Origin of the sequence: Picosynechococcus sp. PCC 7117, assembly GCF_001693275.1 — a bacterium.
Lineage (GTDB): Bacteria > Cyanobacteriota > Cyanobacteriia > Cyanobacteriales > MRBY01 > MRBY01.
Genome location: NZ_CP016477.1, coordinates 2,341,620 through 2,359,819, shown reverse-complemented (window position 1 = coordinate 2,359,819; position 18,200 = coordinate 2,341,620). Strand labels below are relative to the sequence as shown.

The 18,200-nt window shown below is 48.1% G+C and carries 19 protein-coding genes; 7 read left to right on the top strand and 12 right to left on the bottom strand.

The features are described from left to right. The first annotated feature begins 17 nt into the window (after positions 1 to 17). The 5 genes from AWQ22_RS11395 (at position 18) to bchI (ending at position 3,776) form a co-directional block, all read left to right on the top strand. A complete protein-coding gene (locus tag AWQ22_RS11395; protein WP_012307858.1) occupies positions 18 to 212 on the top strand; it encodes a DUF2862 domain-containing protein in 195 nt (64 codons plus the stop codon). A gap of 185 nt (positions 213 to 397) precedes the next feature. Then, entirely contained in the window at positions 398 to 766 is a 369-nt protein-coding gene (locus tag AWQ22_RS11390) for a hypothetical protein (RefSeq protein WP_143596776.1), read from the top strand. 274 nt (positions 767 to 1,040) lie between these two features. Beyond that, positions 1,041 to 1,880 carry a pentapeptide repeat-containing protein gene (locus AWQ22_RS11385; RefSeq protein WP_065711152.1) on the top strand — a complete coding sequence of 280 codons (840 nt, stop codon included), beginning with the start codon at positions 1,041 to 1,043 and terminating at the stop codon, positions 1,878 to 1,880. Then, positions 1,881 to 2,639, top strand: a complete 759-nt coding sequence (locus tag AWQ22_RS11380) for a DUF429 domain-containing protein (protein WP_065711151.1) — start codon at positions 1,881 to 1,883, stop codon at positions 2,637 to 2,639. 54 nt (positions 2,640 to 2,693) lie between these two features. Next, positions 2,694 to 3,776 (top strand): magnesium chelatase ATPase subunit I, encoded by a 1,083-nt coding sequence (gene bchI, locus AWQ22_RS11375; RefSeq protein WP_065711150.1) that lies wholly within the window; start codon positions 2,694 to 2,696, stop codon positions 3,774 to 3,776. A gap of 67 nt (positions 3,777 to 3,843) precedes the next feature. Here bchI and uvrB read toward each other — a convergent pair whose 3' ends face one another. After that, positions 3,844 to 5,865 (bottom strand): excinuclease ABC subunit UvrB, encoded by a 2,022-nt coding sequence (gene uvrB / locus AWQ22_RS11370; RefSeq protein ID WP_065711149.1) that lies wholly within the window; start codon positions 5,863 to 5,865, stop codon positions 3,844 to 3,846. 187 nt (positions 5,866 to 6,052) lie between these two features. Between uvrB and AWQ22_RS11365 the strand changes: the two genes are divergently transcribed. Then, complete coding sequence (locus tag AWQ22_RS11365) at positions 6,053 to 6,421, top strand: hypothetical protein (RefSeq protein ID WP_065711148.1); 369 nt, start codon at positions 6,053 to 6,055, stop codon at positions 6,419 to 6,421. A gap of 75 nt (positions 6,422 to 6,496) precedes the next feature. Here AWQ22_RS11365 and AWQ22_RS11360 read toward each other — a convergent pair whose 3' ends face one another. The 7 genes from AWQ22_RS11360 to AWQ22_RS11330 all read right to left on the bottom strand — a co-directional run bounded on the left by AWQ22_RS11360 (position 6,497) and on the right by AWQ22_RS11330 (position 12,771). Then, a complete protein-coding gene (locus AWQ22_RS11360) occupies positions 6,497 to 6,964 on the bottom strand; it encodes a GNAT family N-acetyltransferase (protein ID WP_065711147.1) in 468 nt (155 codons plus the stop codon). A gap of 245 nt (positions 6,965 to 7,209) precedes the next feature. After that, complete coding sequence (locus tag AWQ22_RS11355) at positions 7,210 to 7,536, bottom strand: hypothetical protein (protein ID WP_143596775.1); 327 nt, start codon at positions 7,534 to 7,536, stop codon at positions 7,210 to 7,212. 61 nt (positions 7,537 to 7,597) lie between these two features. Further along, the gene (locus AWQ22_RS11350; RefSeq protein ID WP_062435450.1) at positions 7,598 to 10,471 is read right to left on the bottom strand and encodes an RNA helicase; all 2,874 of its coding nucleotides are present in this window, start codon (positions 10,469 to 10,471) and stop codon (positions 7,598 to 7,600) included. A gap of 178 nt (positions 10,472 to 10,649) precedes the next feature. Continuing rightward, entirely contained in the window at positions 10,650 to 10,898 is a 249-nt protein-coding gene (locus AWQ22_RS11345) for a DUF5340 domain-containing protein (RefSeq protein WP_041443595.1), read from the bottom strand. Between the two features lie 42 nt (positions 10,899 to 10,940). Then, entirely contained in the window at positions 10,941 to 11,888 is a 948-nt protein-coding gene (locus tag AWQ22_RS11340) for a hypothetical protein (RefSeq protein WP_232321350.1), read from the bottom strand. Positions 11,889 to 11,904: 16 nt separating this feature from the next. Continuing rightward, entirely contained in the window at positions 11,905 to 12,525 is a 621-nt protein-coding gene (gene pth, locus AWQ22_RS11335) for an aminoacyl-tRNA hydrolase (RefSeq protein ID WP_065711144.1), read from the bottom strand. A gap of 15 nt (positions 12,526 to 12,540) precedes the next feature. After that, positions 12,541 to 12,771 carry a DUF2811 domain-containing protein gene (locus tag AWQ22_RS11330; RefSeq protein ID WP_030007319.1) on the bottom strand — a complete coding sequence of 77 codons (231 nt, stop codon included), beginning with the start codon at positions 12,769 to 12,771 and terminating at the stop codon, positions 12,541 to 12,543. Positions 12,772 to 13,283: 512 nt separating this feature from the next. On the opposite strand from AWQ22_RS11330, the gene AWQ22_RS11320 reads away from it, so the two are divergent. Beyond that, positions 13,284 to 14,387 carry an aromatic ring-hydroxylating dioxygenase subunit alpha gene (locus tag AWQ22_RS11320; protein WP_065711142.1) on the top strand — a complete coding sequence of 368 codons (1,104 nt, stop codon included), beginning with the start codon at positions 13,284 to 13,286 and terminating at the stop codon, positions 14,385 to 14,387. 1 nt (position 14,388) lies between these two features. On the opposite strand, the gene AWQ22_RS16965 is transcribed toward AWQ22_RS11320, so the two are convergent. The 4 genes from AWQ22_RS16965 to AWQ22_RS11305 are packed head-to-tail and all read right to left on the bottom strand — an operon-like array spanning position 14,389 to position 18,166. Then, on the bottom strand, positions 14,389 to 15,897 hold the full coding sequence (locus AWQ22_RS16965) for a type I restriction endonuclease subunit R (protein WP_198166490.1): 1,509 nt from the start codon (positions 15,895 to 15,897) through the stop codon (positions 14,389 to 14,391). A gap of 26 nt (positions 15,898 to 15,923) precedes the next feature. After that, positions 15,924 to 17,486 (bottom strand): HsdR family type I site-specific deoxyribonuclease, encoded by a 1,563-nt coding sequence (locus AWQ22_RS16960; RefSeq protein ID WP_198166489.1) that lies wholly within the window; start codon positions 17,484 to 17,486, stop codon positions 15,924 to 15,926. A 36-nt stretch (positions 17,487 to 17,522) separates the two neighbouring features. Next, positions 17,523 to 17,924, bottom strand: a complete 402-nt coding sequence (locus AWQ22_RS11310; protein ID WP_065711141.1) for a type II toxin-antitoxin system VapC family toxin — start codon at positions 17,922 to 17,924, stop codon at positions 17,523 to 17,525. 2 nt (positions 17,925 to 17,926) lie between these two features. Beyond that, entirely contained in the window at positions 17,927 to 18,166 is a 240-nt protein-coding gene (locus AWQ22_RS11305) for an antitoxin (protein WP_065711140.1), read from the bottom strand. Between the last annotated feature and the right edge of the window lie 34 nt (positions 18,167 to 18,200).

Here is an 18,200-nt window from a genome sequence, read left to right as displayed (position 1 = left end):
GTACAGCAATAATTGGCATGGAAATCGGGCAAAAAGTACAAATCTACCGTTTGCGGGATCGTGTTGGTAAAGATCTCGCCGATAAACTCGGTAAAGTAGGCACCATCACAGACTTTCGCGTCACCGACGGTAGCGGCATTGGGGCGATCGTGACCTTTGATGATAAAACCGCCACTTGGTTTTTTGGGGATGAACTGCGTCCTGCATCCTAGGACACATTTTTCTAACTGCCCAATTAGACCACCGAGGCGTCTCCCGTGGGGGGACGTTTTTTGTCGGTGCGCCAAAGCCAAAATTTCACCATAAACCGAGGGTAATTATCCTCACGCCTGAAACTTTTTTGCGGCACAATGGTCATCAAAGACGATCTATGCGCAACTCCATTGCCGATAAGCCCATGAAAAAACCTGCTCTACTAACTCTCATCTGTGGTTTTAGTGTCGCGATCGCCAGTGTGCCCTTCGCGCCGAGCCAAGCCCAAACTGCCAGCGATCTCGAAGGAAACTATCAGCAAAGCGAAAATTCTTCCCTCTATGGCAACACAGATGGCTTCAATCCCTATGATTTGATCCACATGATGCGCTTAGGCAATAAGGATCCAGAACAATTCCGCGAGAGCACAAACTCCAACATTAATAACGCGGCTGCCGATTATCGCTCCCGACTACAGGAATATTGGCGTCAGAAAAAACAAGCCGAAACCTCTGCTGTTAATGGAACTCCGGAGGAAAGTTCGCTCATCACCCCCACAGAAACCTTCGAATAAAACCGACTTTTGTGGCCTCGGCCCATTTCCATTAGGTTCCCCATAGATCGATGCTTGATTACAACTCCAGATCGTCTGTGGGATTTTTATTGGGGAAAATTTCATCTGACAATTATCGTTTCATTGCGGCGATCGCCAATCCCCAGACCACTAACTCTACAATGCGATAAAGCAGACCAAAGATTCATAAAACTCATAAAGTTCATATTCGCCATGTCTTGGGTCACAGCCTTGGCCCAATCACAGTCTCAGGAGGAATACCATTTTGAAACGAATGGATGCGGGAGAATTATTAAAACGCTATGCGGCCGGAGAACGGGATTTCCGGGAAGTAGACCTTGAAGGGGCGTTTTTGGGGGGCGGCAACTTTGATGGGATCAATCTGCGGGAAAGTCATTTGTCCCGGATTGTGTTCACGGGGGCATCCCTTAAGCAGGCAAATTTTCGGGAGGCAGATCTTACCAATAGCAGTCTCCAAGCCAATCTCAGTGAAGCGAATTTAATTTCTTGTGACCTGACCGACGCGAATTTAACCACCGCCCAACTCACCTATGGGGGACTCCGGGCAGCCAATTTAACCAATGCTCAACTGGTCTCAGCGGATCTCAGTTGTGCCACCCTCAACGAAGCGATTTTGCGGGAAGCCAACCTGACCAACGCGACCTTAACGGATGCCTTTATTGGGCGGGCGAACTTAACCCAGGCCAACCTAGAAGGGGCCAACCTTGCCAATGCGAACCTCACCAGCACGATTTTGATCGGCGCGAATTTAAAGGGAGCCAACCTTTCCCACGCAATTATGCACGGGGTCAATGCCACTGGGGCGATCGCCGACCACGCAGACTTTAGCCAGGCGAAACTCAATAGCGCCAACTTTACCAACGTTAAACTGCGCCAGGCGGTACTCCGGAAGGTGCAAATGGCCTGGACAACCATGCGGGGGGCGGATCTGAGTGAGGCTCAACTTTTCCGTAGTAAGCTTTATTGGTCAAATTTCACCAGTGCGAATCTGACCCGGGCCGTGCTGCTGGATGCAACGGTGGATCAAGTAAATTTCCACAACGCGATTTTTGATGGGACAATTCTCCCCGAAGGTCTTGATGTGGGTAATTAAGTGAAATTTCTGGGGGTTGATTTTGGTTGGACGTCCGGTGCCAGTGGTTTGTGTTGTTTAGAAATACAAGATCAGCAATTGGCGATCGCCCAGTTTGACCTGCTTCTTGATCCCCGCGAGATCGTCACTTGGGTTGATCAACTGCTCCCGAAAGAAACAATGGGCCTCGTTGCGGTGGATGCACCGACAGTTATCCCCAATGAAACGGGAACGCGCCTCCCGGATCGCCTCACCCACAAATATTTTGGGAAATACCACGCGGGTTGTTATCCAGCGAATTTAAACCGCCCCTTCGCGCCCCGTACCACCCAATTGGGCTTTGATCTTGAGGCCTTAGGCTTTGGCCATGTCCCAGAAATTGATGCTCGAAAACCGGGCCGTTACCAGATTGAGGTGTTTCCCCACCCGGCGATGGTGCGTCTATTTCAACTGGATCGAATTATCAAATACAAAAAAGGAAAGTTAGGCGATCGCCGCCAGGAATTACAACGTTTGGTGGGTCTGATTGAAGCGGTATTGACGACTCTTACCCCGCAATTGAGCTTAAATCACCGCTGGGACGATCTCGTTCAACCGATCCCAACGGCCAAAGGCACTGATCTCAAGGAAATCGAAGACCGCATCGATGCCTTAGTTTGTGCCTATGTGGGCGCCTACTGGTGGTACTGGGGCCAGGCGAAAAACCAAACCCTTGGCGATCGCCACTCCGGTTACATTATCGTCCCAGCACCTGTTACGATGGGTGATCAGCAATCATAAATTGTGAATTTTTAAGATAAAAAATTACGTTCCCTTACAAAAGTTTCTATTGATATGACAGTAACGGCTGAAGCTCCTCCCCAAGAAAAAGTAAAACGTCGTGTGGTGTTCCCCTTTACGGCGGTAATCGGCCAAGATGAAATGAAACTGGCCCTCAAACTCAACATCATCGACCCCAAGATCGGCGGCGTGATGATCATGGGCGATCGCGGTACCGGAAAATCCACCACCATCCGTGCTTTAGCCGATCTCCTGCCCGAAATCGAAGTGGTTGCCAACGATCCCTTTAACAGTGACCCCACAAACCCCGAACTCATGGGCGATGAAGTGCGGCAAAAACTCGAAAACAACGAACCAATCGAAGTCGCCCGCAAAAAAGTGCCGATGATTGACCTGCCCCTCGGCGCAACAGAAGACCGGGTTTGTGGCACCATCGACATCGAAAAAGCCCTCTCCGAAGGGGTAAAAGCCTTTGAACCCGGCCTGTTGGCAAAAGCAAACCGGGGTGTCCTCTATGTGGATGAAGTTAACCTCCTCGATGATCACCTCGTAGACGTCCTCCTCGACTCTGCCGCTGGCGGCTGGAATACCGTTGAACGGGAAGGGATTTCCATTCGTCACCCTGCCAGTTTCGTCCTCGTTGGTTCCGGTAACCCCGAAGAAGGAGAACTGCGCCCTCAACTTCTCGACCGTTTCGGGATGCACGCTGAGATCCGCACCGAACGCAATCCCGAACAGCGCGTTGAAATTGTCGAACGTCGTTCGGCCTTTGACCAAAATCCCACAGAATTTCTGCAACAATACGACGCCGAGCAAAAAGCAGAACAGGAACGCCTTGTCCGCGCCCAGGAACTTTTACCCCAGGTCACCATTGATCGAGAACTAAAGGTGAAGATCTCCGAAGTTTGTTCCGAAGCGGATGTGGATGGTCTCCGGGGTGATATCGTTACTAACCGCGCCGCCAAAGCCCTCGCCGCCTATGAAGGACGTACCGAAGTGACCGTGGATGATATTCGCCGGGTCGTTACCCTCTGTCTGCGACACCGTCTGCGGAAAGATCCCCTCGAGTCGATTGATTCTGGTTACAAAGTCCAGAAAATTGTCGCCCGTGTCTTTGGTCTAGAAGAAGACGAGTAAACCATTTTTTGATTGCATAACATTACATCCTCAGGGCTGGAGAAATTCTCTCCAGCTTTTTTGTTTGCTAGTTATCGTGACTCCCTAAAAGTTGATGGCGGAGTTTTTTAATTTGATCGCGGAGTAGAGCGGCCTGTTCAAATTCGAGATTTTTGGCGGCTTCTTTCATTTGCTCTTCTAGCTGCTTAATCACATCGGGAATTTTTTCGAGGGGGACTTCCTCCATGTGTTCAACAACTTGCTGTAATTGCTGGGCATTTAAGCGGCGGGAAATATCGAGAAAAGATAAAATTGCATTTTCGTCCCGCTTTTTGATCGGTTGGGGGGTGATGTTGTGTTTTTTGTTGTAGGCGATTTGGATAGCGCGGCGACGTTCTGTTTCGGCGATCGCCTTTGCCATACTATCGGTGAGATTATCGGCGTAGAGAATGGCTCGACCCTTTACATGGCGGGCAGCCCGCCCAATGGTTTGGATTAAAGACCGTTCTGCCCGCAGGAACCCTTCCTTATCGGCATCCATGATCGCCACGAGAGAAACCTCCGGTAAATCTAAACCTTCTCGGAGTAAATTCACCCCAATTAAAACATCAAATTCACCTTTGCGGAGCGCCTGCAAAATTTCAATTCGTTCGATGGATTTAATCTCAGAATGGAGATATTGAACCGCTACCCCTTGGTCACTGAAATAATCCGTTAAATCCTCCGCCATTCGTTTTGTTAAAGTGGTAATTAAAACCCGTTCTTTTAATTTTTCCCGCTTACGAATTTCCCCTAATAGATCATCCACTTGTCCGTCGGTGGGGCGCACATCAATTTCTGGATCGACAACGCCTGTGGGACGGATGACTTGTTCAATTACCCGTGCTTCTGATTGTTCAATTTCCCAATTACCAGGGGTCGCGGAAACAAAGACACATTGATGCACTTTTTGCCAAAATTCTTCTGATTTTAGGGGGCGATTATCGGCGGCACTGGGTAACCGAAATCCATGATCAATTAAGACTTTTTTGCGGGCTTGATCACCATTGTACATCCCGCGAATTTGGGGTACGGTGACATGGGATTCATCAACCACTAACAGCCAATCTTCAGGGAAATAATCAATTAAACATTCGGGGGGTGATCCAGCTTCTCGACCCGCTAAGAAACGGGAATAATTTTCGACTCCATTACAATAACCAACTTCCTGTAAAAGTTCGAGATCATAACTCGTTCGCTGCTTTAAACGCTGGGCTTCGAGGAGTTTATTTTCTGCTTCTAAAACTGTGAGTTGACTATCTAATTCGGCTTTGATTTGTTCGCAGGCGATCGCCAACTGTTCTTGGGGCGTAACAAAGTGACGCGCTGGATAAATATTAATCTGATCAAGACTTTGTAAAATCTCTCCAGTAGTAGGATCTAACAGGCGAATCGCATCAATTTCATCGCCAAAAAATTCGACGCGAATTACCCGATCCTCATAGGCAGGCACAATTTCTAAAATGTCGCCCTTCACCCGAAAATTGCCGCGACTTAAATCGGTATCATTGCGGTTATATTGCACGGTCACAAGTTGCCGCAGTACCGCCCGCTGATCCAATTCTTCCCCCACTTTGAGAGACAGGGCCGCCTTTAAATATTCACTCGGAATCCCTAACCCGTAAATGCAACTAATGGAAGCCACCACAATCACATCCTTGCGTTCAAACAGCGATCGCGTGGCGGAGTGGCGCAACATATCAATTTCGTCGTTGATCGAAGCGGTTTTTTCAATATAAGTATCGGTGACGGGAATGTAGGCTTCCGGTTGATAATAGTCGTAATAACTAATGAAATATTCCACGGCGTTGTAGGGAAAAAATTGCCGCAACTCGTTACAAAGCTGTGCCGCGAGGGTTTTATTGTGTGCCAAAACGAGGGTGGGTTTCTGCATCTGGGCGATCACCGCCGCCATCGTAAAGGTTTTGCCCGTACCCGTCGCCCCCAAGAGGGTCTGATATTTCGCTTGGGATTCTAAGGATTGCACCAATTTGGCGATCGCCTGCGGTTGATCACCAGTAGGTTCAAAAGGGGCATGGAGACGAAACAAAACATTACTCCCGTTAGACATAACTTAAATTAATGAGATACTTTAGAAACAATGTTGCGGATTTATGACGAAATGTGTCTAAGATTAGCGAAGAATCTTTGTCCCATCATTTGAGATAATTAAAGTAACGACAAACTTCTTAAAACATAATCCTACTTAAAATTTCGATTCAGTAGGTGTTGGCTCAGATACCTCAAGGAGAAATCCCATGACCACCGAAAATTCGACTTCCACGAACGATAGCACAACTAAAAGTCCCACCCGTTCCCGTAGCACGGCGAAAAAAGACGAGGTGGTTGCTCTCTCTGTAAAAGAGCCTACCAAATTAGGCCTCCCCAATAATCGCCCCATTGAACCCAGCCACCTCAAGGTCACCAGTACCTTTCGTTCTTCTGGTGCAGATCGCCCTGTGACTGCGGGCACGATGGATATTTCTAGCACGATGACCGTTTCCGGGAATCGCCCGATTATGGCCAGCCACCTCCAGGTCAGCGACACCATCGTCATTATGGGGAATCGCCCCGTGGCCCCCAACGAAACCGATGATATGGCGACTTTGATCGGCTACCTCGACTAACTTTACAAAGTGGCGAAACAATGGCGATCGCCAAACCATTTCCCCTATTTCCTAGGGGTTTTTTTGTGGAAAATTTTAACGAAGCTGCTTGACCATCCGGTAGTTCGTTAATGTTTGTTGGTGGCGTTGAACCTGTTGCTCTTGGAGAATCCGAAACCCCAGGGCTGCAAAAAAAGGTTTCGCGGTAATACTAGCTTCGACGGTTAAGGTGCTGAGTTGTAACTGGTCTGCTTGGGCGAGGAGTGCCTGATAGAGTTGGCGACCAATACCCCGCCGTTGGTGGTCTTTGTGGCAATAGAAACAGCCAATGTGACCCGCTGGCGAAAGTTCCGCAAACCCAAGGATTTGTTTATCCTCTTCGGCAACGTAAGTAAAGCAAGCATGACAACGGGTTTCCCAATCGCGGAAATACAAGTCATCGGGTGCCCAGGCTCGCAGTTGGGCCGGGGAATAGTCCTGGGCATTGATGGTATGGACAGTGTCGTGGAACAGTTGGGCGATCGCCGGAATATCCTGAGTTTGAAACGGACGAATCGTAACCATAACAACCCTTTAGACATTTTGTAGAAATGGGAAAATTCCGGCCTTTCTCATTTGGGGCAATTACTCACAGATGATTGGCTTCCGCAAGGGGAAACCTAAACGGGGAAGCGTTTCATTTTGGCGATCATCTGGAGATTCCCTAAAATAGGACTTATCTGGACTGGAAGTTATAGCAGTCAAGCAATACGTACAGTCAAACTAGCATATCTTATCTTTTGGAAAGTGCTCGATATAATGCACATAAATCATTCACAGTAAAAGTTCTCGACGGACATACTTTCTACAGAACAATCGTATATTTCAAACTGTGGTGCCACATACAAAGCTCTTTGGTTATAACTTTGAAGATATGCAGGCCAAAGAACTATACTTATGCCTTGTTTTTTATCTGCAGAAATAAAGCTTGCACTACAAATTTTAGTTCCACAAATTACTTCTGGCATTCCGTCAACATCTCTGTTTAAGATTGGATCTGGACTAGGTATCCAACCAACAGTGATAAGTTCTTGCCTATAATCTTCATATCTAGTTAATCCGTCAGTAGGCATGAGATCTGCCCAAGCCTTATCCATAAACAACAGGAAAAGTAAGCTAACGGGAAAGATGGTTGGAATTAAAGATTTGTTTATCATTTTAAACGGGGAAGCGTTTCATTTTGGCGATCGCCTCTTTGGCAGTGCGCATGAGAACAGGTTTAATCTCCGGAATTTGGGGGATTTGCCAGAGGACATCGACCGTGCGCCGCAACATCCGCACAATATCTCCCTCATCAAGGCTGGTATTTTCACAGAGTTCTGTCCACTCGACCCCCAAGGCCCACTGCTCCACGAGGCCAATAAATTTACTTTCAAGCCAAACGGGCATGGTCACACCGCAATGTTTTTGCACTTGGTACAGTTGCCGACGCAGTTCCCACAGGCTAACGGGGTTATGGCCTTGGTCTTTTTTGCGGATGCCCAGCACTTCTAAAACGGCATTGGGTTGAGAATAATCTGTCCAACTATCACCCCGGGGCGGTTCGCTGATGATCGCACAGATAGCGGCGGCCAAATGTTCCGGCGCGAGGTGATCTAATTGGCCCGAAAGCAGACACAGCGCCAACCATAGTTCGTTTTCCCCACGAATTGTTGCCGCAGTACGCCCTAAAACCGTTGGCGTATAGCCGTCGAGGGCACGAAATTCTTGTAAGACTTCAATCAGGTTCAGGAAATCTTGCCAGTAATAGGAACGTTTGTTGGCATGTTGACGGTAGAGGGTTTGACGACGGTTTAATTCTTTGCGGAGGTCTTTGCGTCGCTGGTGACGTTTGAGGAGTTTGCCGGGTTTGTCCTGCTGGCTCAGGGGAGAAGCGGCAAATTTGGCCTGGACAGCGGCAAAGCGTTGTTTTTGGGCTTCTACTTCAGGGGCTTCGGTGAGGGGCAGAAGGTAATCGGCGATCGCCGCCACGAGGGGAAAAGCTTCAGCATCAATTTTGCCATTTTTCCCAAGGGTGAGATTTTGATCAATGGGTAACGGAATTTGCGCCAGTTGATCGGCGGGAAAAAGACCTTCATTGAGGGCAACCACGTCCGTTTCTTTAATTAGGTACCAACGCTTATCGGTGCCCAAACACAGAAACTGCTGTTCCTCAGTTTGTTCTACAAGGACGGCGGGAACCGCTTCTTTGACCCGCAGGTTTTTCCCTTTGAGGTGCAAAATAGAGCCGAGGGGAAGCTGATCCAACAAAGGGGCCAGCAGTTTACGGTTTTCGAGTTCCGCCTGCTCCCGGAGAATCCCCAATAGCCGTTCTTCTTCCTTGAGCCGTTCCTTGAGTTTGCTGTAGCGTTCAAACTGCCGTTCATCAAAGGCCGCGAGGTCAATGTCGAGGCGAGCAATTTCCGTGGTCAGTTCGGCGATCGCCTCCTGTTCCGGGCTGAGTTGTTGTTGTACCTGATATTCCGCAAAACTCCGGGATAAGAGTTCCTTCGATTCTTCCAGGCTATGTTTCTGCAACAGATTAAGCACCATACCGTAGGAAGGCGTAAACCAACTGCGCAACGGTTCTGCACTAGAGAGGGCAAGGCGAGAGGCTTCTTTTGCTCCCTCAAAGGGCGTTTCCACAGTGACCACATAGCCCACTTTATCCATGCCCCGACGACCCGCGCGACCCGCCATCTGCAAAAATTCCGAAGGCGTCAACATCCGGTGCCCTTCATCGGTACGTTTCGAGAGGGCAGAAATTACCGTGGTGCGGGCGGGCATATTGATCCCTGCAGCCAAAGTCGCCGTCGCAAACACCAATTTCACGAGGCCCATTTCAAACAGCTTTTCGACCAGTTCTTTCCAGGCTGGCAGAATCCCCGCATGGTGAGCGGCAATGCCCCGCAGTAGAGGTTCCACCTGTTCGGGACGGGCAAATTTTGACTGTTGGGCGAGGTATTGCCAAAGCTGTTCGCGCAGGGGGAGATTTTCCTGGAGATAGTCCACTAGCTTTTCGGTAGAAAAGGGATTTTTAGCGATGAAATCCAGCACCAGGGCTTTAAATTCTGGGGTGTCATCACATTGATTGAGGAGCTTTTCCTGGAGCTTCCCTTGGTTATCTAAGAAAAAGTGCAGCAGGGTCGCTTCCAAGAGTTTGGCTTCTTCTGGGGAAACGAGGGTGATGTCGTTGAGTTGGGTCACCGAGCGATCGCAGCCCCGCCGACTAAAGATAATGTAAATCGCGGGCAGGAGATCCTTTTGGCGGAGTTGGCGCACAATGGCAAATAAACTAGGACAATCTTCCCGTTGGCGTTTTTTGCGCTTACCTTGGGGGGCATTGGTGCGCGATCGCAGACGCGAATTCATTTTGCTCCCCCCCTGATCCAGAAGCGGGTACAAGCCTTTTTTATTGCTGTAAAGAAACTCTAGAGGTACGGGGCGGTGGTCAGAATCGACTAATTCGCAGCGGTGTTCTTTGCTGTTGGGGTGGTCTTCATGGGCCGCTTGGCGGGTTTTGTTAATCCAGGCGGTAAAAATTTCTGGGTTGCCGATGGTCGCCGACAGGCCAACAATCTGAATTTCTGAGGGGCAATAAATAATTGATTCTTCCCAGACAGTGCCGCGACCGCGATCGCTAATGTAGTGGCATTCATCCAAGACGACCGTTGAAACATTTTCTAGGGACGTGCCCACCTGACCAATGGGGGTTTCGTAGAGCATATTTCGGAAAATTTCCGTGGTCATGACGACGATGGTCGCCTGGGCATTGATGATGATATCGCCCGTGATCAAACCCACTTGTTTTTCGCCGAAGGTTTCGCCAAAATCCCGGAATTTCTGGTTAGAGAGCGCCTTCAGGGGAGTGGTATAAAAAACCCGTTGACCCATGGCGAGGGCCCGGTGGATCGCATATTCGCCAATGACAGTTTTACCGGAGCCAGTCGGCGCACAGACCACCACGGATCTGTCGGCATCGAGGGCGGCGATCGCCTGTTTTTGAAATTGATCTAACTGAAACGGAAAAACTTGATTTAAATCTACTTGCAACCTAACCCACCTTTGCTCCTGATCCGGTACTTTGGCCTAACGAATTCGGTCTACCGAAATCAAAAAACTGTTTATGCTATGAATTTTTTGTTCAAAATCCATTATAAAGGGGAGTCCTCCAGGCCCAGCGGGAAAATGCCAACCCAGCTTGCCCAAAAAACGGTGGAGCGTTGAGATTCTATGCTTCTGGGCTGTGGTCTGGCGTTTGATTGCTGAGGGACCAATGGTACTCGTAGGGGATACGGAGCTGGTCACAACTGCGCTCTAGTTGCTTTTGTTGAGAAAAAGCCTTGCGCAGGGTGAGGATCAATTGTTGAATTTGGGTCTGGGTCATGGGATCTTTGGCAGCGACCCGTTGGGCTTTGCGCTCCAAAATTTGCAGGATCGTTTCGTAGTGGATGTGGGAAGGCAAGGGTAAAGGTTCCATAACAATCAAAAAGTATTGCGCAGACTTTGAGGTCTCACTATATCAAAGCTTTGGGGGCAACTTTTGGACGGGTGATCGCCAACCCCAAATCCCCAGGGGCAAAATTTCTGCCAGAATACTAACCCCCCGCATCAAGGCCACGATGGTTAACAGGCTGCCAACACCGACATTTGTATTTCCCACTGTTTCTAAAAGGGCCAGGGCGACCACTTCAAATACCCCCAATCCCCCCGGTGCCCCAGGAATAATAAATCCGGCCAACCACGCCCCACTAAAGACCCCCAGCAGTTGGGGAATCTGGAAAGCACTCAGGGGGGCGATCGCCCACCAAGTTAAGAGAAATCCTGTCCCCCGTAAGCCAATGAAAACCAGTTCTCCCAGCAGGGGTTGCCAGGGATAAATGTTCAACTGTACCGGGTCATGATCCTGGGTTTTCCCTTGGGAAACTTTTTGGATGACAGGATTGAAAAAGTATGGATGAATGCCACCGAGGACACCAATCAAGCCCAGGGGCACCAATAGTTTTAAAAGCGGCAATTGCTCCAGTTGCGCGAGGCTAAGCCCCAACCCTAAGACCATGGCGACCGCCGCCGCCGCTGCCAATAGAAGGGGTTCCAATAGCACCGCTAAACTCGCTACGCCCCAGGGGCTACCCACCGCCACAATGCGGGTCATTCGCCCGTAGAAATGCCAAATATTCCCCGGCAAATACTTCGCCATATTCGTCCGCAGATATAAGGCGATCGCCTCCCCATAACCAAGGGGTACCCGAAAGATAGCGAGAATCCTTCCCCACACCAACGCCGACCACACATGGGATGCTGTCGTTACTAAGACACTTGCCCCCACCAAGAGCCACCCCCGGCGATCCAGACGAATTTGGGCTATCTCTTGCCAATGGTTCCGGAGGGTTGCCAACAAAAAAAAGAGCGTCAGGCCAACAATAAACCAACGCAAATAGGGCTTGAGCCGCGATAACTTTTCTTTCAAAATTCTTGCAATACCCTTATGACTGACTCGATTCAACACTGCGGGCATTATAGAGGCTCATGGCCTTCTCCACCCCTTCCCGGAGACTCAGGGCCAATGCTTCTTCCGCAAGCCCTAGGACATCATTTAAAACAGGCTTTTCTGCTGGTGCAAACTTCCCAAGCACGTGGGAAATAGTCGGTCGGTCTCCTTTGAGTTGGGTTTTGCCGATGCCAATACGTAAGCGGGGAAATTTCTGGGTGCCGAGGTGGGAAATAATGGATTTGATCCCGTTGTGGCCCCCTGCTGATCCTTGCAGGCGCAACCGCAGTCGCCCTAGGGGGAGATCCATATCGTCATAGACCACCAGCATCGATTCCGGGGGAATTTTGTACCAATCAATTACAGCCCGTAGAGACTGCCCAGAACGGTTCATGTAGGTGGTGGGTTTGAGCAAACCGAGTTTCTGGCCGTTGCGGCGCACCTCTGCCCAAACCCCTTGAAATTTTCGATTGTCCTGGAGGGTCGCACCCCAATCTGCGGCGAGGCGATCGACAAATTCAAAACCAATGTTATGGCGTGTGTGATCGTACTTTGGTTCTGGATTTCCCAGTCCCACAATCAACTGGGGAATGACGAGTGGTTTGTCTTGACCCATAACCTCACAAAATACTTAGTAGGACTTCGACTGCTCAAAGAGCGTTTCTAAGTATACTCTGGCGCAGGTACGGTAATTCTCTGCTTCCCGTGGGGTTTGTCCTTCCCCGGTTTGGAGCAGAAACTGGGACAATGCCGCCGCAAAAACCCGGTCTTGATCCCAATTGGGATGGGTTTCTAGGTAGTCGGTTAGGGATTGATGTAGGGCTTCGGGAATTTCGGCCAAAATGCTCACGGTGGGGTTCATCATTAACTTTAGCTCTGTCGGAATCTGCGGGACTGAAAAATCAAACTAGCGAGGGACGAAGGAACGGATTTCGGAACTGCTAAAAAAGGGTCTTGGCGTTTTGTTCAGTTTCGTCTGTCGTCGCCCTATTGTTGTCTATGGAGGGGTGGGTTTGTCAATATTGCAAAATGTTACGCCAAGGCGATCGCCTTTTGGTCATCTACGAAAAATCAAGGGTTTCAGGCGCATTTTGTTTACGGTTCTTTACATTTGTGCGCCCTTGCAGTGTGGATCTTAGGTTCAAAAAGAGAATTCCCCAGACCAATGCCAAGCCCCAAGAAAATCGTTTTGAGCTGTGGAAAACCTGGGGAAAGTTGTGGAAAAAATGAAATAGATTGGGGAAACCATGGGGAATCATTGGGGGAATTTTTGCGGGAAAAATAAGAATTGCAAATTTGTGAGGAAAGATGAATTTTGTCAGGATTTTTGTTTAAATTTGAGAATTAAAATATCCTCTGGTACGCCTCTTCCCCATGCACAATCGCCACCCCCAAGCCGTTGTTAGTTCGAGTTCTGTGACCCCCCAAAAGCTTGATGTGCGCGCCTGTGGCATCAACAAAAACCATTGGTATGTGGCCGCCCGCAGCGCCGAGTTAACAGATCAGCCCTTGGGGTTTACCCTCTGGAATGAAGATTTTGTGCTCTACCGGGATCAAGCTGGTCAAGTCCAAGCCCTCGAAGACCGCTGTCCCCACCGCCAAGTGAAACTCAGTTCTGGTCAAGTGGTTGGGGATAACTTGGAATGTGCCTACCACGGTTGGCAGTTTGATGCGTCTGGAACCTGTGCCCATGTGCCCTATCTCGCGGAAAATCAAAAGCGGCCCGCTTGTAAGATTCGCACCCTCCCCGTGCGGGAACAGGATGGTTTTATTTGGGTCTTTCCGGGGGATCCCGAACGTTTAACCGACGAAGCTATTCAACCGTTGCCGATTCCAGAATGGGAGCATTTAAATTACATTGTCAGCGTGACGACCATTGACTGTGAGGGACATTTTTCCTATCTCATTGAAAACTTGATGGATATGTACCACGGTCACCTCCACGACAATTATCAAGCGTGGGCCTCGGCAAAGTTAGAGGATATCCAGGTGACTGAGCAGCGGGTAGATGCCCACTACGAAGCCCAGAGCTATTACAAAATTGATAAGATTTGGTCGATCTCCCAATTGTTTTTTCCGGCCCTGCGCAAGCTCCACCCGGAACCGTTGGATGTGAGCTATGTTTATCCCAACTGGAGCGCGACCTTGGGGAATGATTTTAAGATTATGTGCTTGTTTTGTCCGACCCACAGCAGCCGCACCCGTGCTTATCTATTGCATTTCACTTCCCTCAATGCCTTTTGGCGACTCCATAAGCTACCTGTGCCGTTTCGCCGTTGGGTAAAGGATCTCTGTTTCAATGCGGCAAAGGGGTTACTCGATGGCCTTGTGGAACAGGATGTGTTGATGATCGAGCAGGAGCAAAGGGCTTATCTGGAAAATCCCCAACGCCAAAATGTAGAACTGAACCGAGCATTGATGGCGGTGCAACGCTTGATTAAACAACAGGCGATCGCCCAAGATGGAGTCAAAAATTAGCCTAAACCTGTCCCCCCACACCTTTGAACTTCTCAACAAAATCAGCGATTTTCTGGAACACGCTTTGCTTTTTGCTCAGATACTGTGGATTCAGTGGACTCATCTTGGGCAGAATGGCGTTGAGCTCAGTGCCATGTGCGCTAGCAAACTCCCGCCTTAAAGAGGTGGTGATGTAACGCCTAGCTGCTTCCACATTTAGGCTCTCGGCGGTAATCAGCTTTGCCGCCTCCTGTTGCTGCTCAGCTTGGGCAAAAGCATAGAAAGCTTCGACCACGCTAGCTTTATCATCAATTTGGTCAAGATCAGTTTGATTAATAAAATCGACCAATAGACTCTCCTTGGCACGGTTACCAAGGCTAGCGCGAATAACTCGGCGTACTTCGTCAACGAGGTCAGCTTTGCTCTTGGTTTTCTTGTTGTGGTCGAAGACCAGCTCCAGGATGTAATCCAGGTTAATTTCTTGGGATTTCAGTAAATCCACCTCAAAAACTACATCATTCCAATCGATAGTGGATTTCTGTTGGGCTTCAGCAGCTTTTTCGCGGCGTAACCAGTCGCGGATATCGTTGTAAGTGGAGCGATAATCTTGAATGGTGCGATCGCCAGGAACCTTGATAGCTTGCAGGGTCACTAAGTCTTCATCACTCAAATAGTGTTCTGCTTTAAAGGCTTCAACCGCCGCCGGGTCATTTATATCGACCTGTTGTAAGGCTTTTAGGCTGGCAAATTCATCGTAGTTTTGCAGTACATTTTCAACGCGCAAGTATTCGCCAAACAACTTAGCAAAGTCTTTTTTGTCTTTTTCTAAAACAATTTCGTCAGGGTTGGGGAAACGTTGCTCTAATTCTGCCACTACCGACCCAAAGCCACGCCGTGCTTCACCCGTCACTAAATCGGTAAAGCCTTCCATGTATTCCTGATAGCTTTTTTCCAGCACCATGTTTTTGGTATTTTTATCGCCAAACAGGGTAATAGCATCAATGGTGGCTTGTTCTAAATCGCGGAAGGTGACGATATTGCCAAAGGTCTTAGTAGCATCATAAATCCGGTTAGTGCGGGAATAGGCTTGCAGCAAACCGTGATAGCGCAGGTTTTTGTCCACAAATAAAGTGTTAAGGGTAGGCGCATCAAACCCCGTCAGGAACATCCCCACCACAATTAGCAGGTCGATTTCTTGGGCTTTGACTTGCTTGGCCAGATCGCGGTAGTAGTTTTGGAAACCGTTGCTATCAACGCTGAAATTGGTTTTAAACAGGGCGTTATAGTCATTAATAGCAGCACTTAAAAATTCTTTAGCGCTGCTGTTCATGGCGGAGACATTAAAGCTTTCATCCAAAATTTCGCCCACGGTTGCCTGTTCTTCATTAGCGGCAAAGGAAAAAATAGTAGCGATTTTTAGGGGTTTATCGCGGTCTTTTTGCAACTGCTTAAAGGTTTCGTAATACAGCTTGGCCGCGTCCACACTGCTCACCGCAAACATCGCGTTAAAGCCTTTGCTGCCAGCTTGCAAGCGGTGGTTTTTTTGGCGGAAGTTCTTCAGATGTATTGAACAATCTCACGGATACGCTCTGGGTGTAACAGGGCTTCTTTGTTTTCGGCGGCGCTCAGTTTTTGCTCGTCTTGCTCGGTTTCAATGGCTTTAAATTGTGGGCGCACATCGTTGTAGTCCACCTTGAACTTCAGTACTTTCTCATCACGAATTGCATCGGTGATCACATAGGAATGTAATTCACGCCCGAATACGCTGGCGGTGGTGTCTGCGCCCAAAGCGTTTTTGGGAAAAATCGGCGTGCCAGTAAATCCAAACTGATAAAATCGCCTAAATTTTTTCTGTAAGTTCTTCTGGGCTTCCCCAAACTGGCTGCGGTGGCATTCATCAAAAATAAATACGACCTGCTGGTTATAGCTAGCTAGGTCACTTTCGGACTTCATCAGGTTATTGAGTTTCTGGATGGTGGTGACGATGATTTTGTTGTCATCCTTTTCCAAATTTCGCTTCAGCCCCGCAGTGCTATCAGAACCATTGACGCTATCGGGGGAAAAGCGTTGGTATTCCTTCATGGTCTGGTAGTCGAGGTCTTTACGATCAACTACAAAAAACACCTTATCGATAAACTCCAACTCCGTCGCCAGCCGTGCCGCTTTGAAGCTGGTTAGGGTTTTGCCGGAGCCTGTGGTGTGCCAGATATAGCCACCGCTTTCGGGTTTACTCCAGTTTTTGGCTTCATAGGGGCTGTTGATTTTCCATAAAATACGCTCGGTAGCGGCAATTTGGTAGGGGCGCATCACCAGTAGAGTGTTATTCACATCAAACACCGAGTACTGCAACAGCACATTGAGCAAGGTGTTTTTTTGAAAAAAGGTGGCGGTAAAGTCTTTTAGATCTTTAATCGGGCTATTATCGACTTTCGCCCAGTTCATGGTGAAGTCAAAGCTATTTTTATTCCGCTGGGTGGTATTGGCAAAGTAGCGGGTATCAGTGCCATTAGAAATCACAAATAGCTGTAAATATTTATATAAGGAATGCTCTGTATTAAAGCTTTCTTTGCTGTAGCGATGGACTTGGTTAAAGGCTTCACGAATTGCTACACCGCGTTTTTTTAGTTCTATTTGTACTAGCGGTAAACCGTTGACCAGAATGGTTACATCGTAGCGATTGGCTTGGGTTCCTTTTTGTTGAATTTGCTTGATGACTTGGACTTTATTACGGGCAAGGTTCTTTTTATCAAGTAGGTAGATGTTTTGAATGCGACCATTATCAAAGACAAAATCATGGATATAGTCATCATGAATTTTGCGAGTTTTATCGGTGATACCGTCGCTTAGTTTATCTAAATAGGTTTCGACAAAACGTTGCCATTCACTATCGGTAAACTGCACATCATTGAGTGTTTGCAATTGCTCACGCACATTGGCTAGCATTGCTTGGGGATTGGTGACGTTGGGCAGGTATTCATAACCTTGCTGGATTAGATCCTGAATAAATTCGCTCTCTAAATCGTATTCGCTTTGGTAGCTTTCCTTAACTCTTAATTTTTTGCTGTATTTATCGAGAATTATAAAGTTATTGGATTCGGCGATCGCCTTATAGTCGGTCATGATTTGATTTTTTAGATGAAATTATGTTTGGATGGCTCAGAGCCAATTTTCCACAGCCAAATTTGGCACACGCGAAAATTCACGTTGATTTGCGGTAACCACGGTTAAATTCAAAGCCAACCCATGGGCTGCAATCAGTAAATCATTTGCACCAATTGGTATTCCTTCCCTTTCTAAATAGGTGCGAATCTCGGCGTAATAAAATTCAACGGGTGACTCAAGGGGCAAAACGGGCATCACTTCAAGGATTTGATTGACTTGTTGTTTTAAACGGAGTGATCCACTTTTTTCTGCGCCAAACCGTAACTCTGCGGCAACAACGATATTTGTGCAGATCTTCGCCTCGCCAACTTCGGCAATGCGTTGGGCGATTTTTCCAGATGGATGCTTGACCAAATCTGAAATGATATTTGTATCCAACAGATAGAGATAGGTCATTGCTAAAATTGAATATCATCAAGGGGCGGTAAGCCTTGATCAATATCTGGAAAGTCTTCATCAATGTCTGGCAGGGTCGCCAACAATTCTAATAAGGACTTTTTCTTACAAGGTTCAATAATCAATTTCTCGCCTTCTTTGCGAATGACCACATCATCACTCGGCATTTCAAAGGCGTGGGGAATGTTTAGGGTTTGATTGCGTCCATTGTGAAATAAACGGACTTGATATTGATTAATCATCGTTTTTATTTTTATGTTATCTGTAACTGTAAAA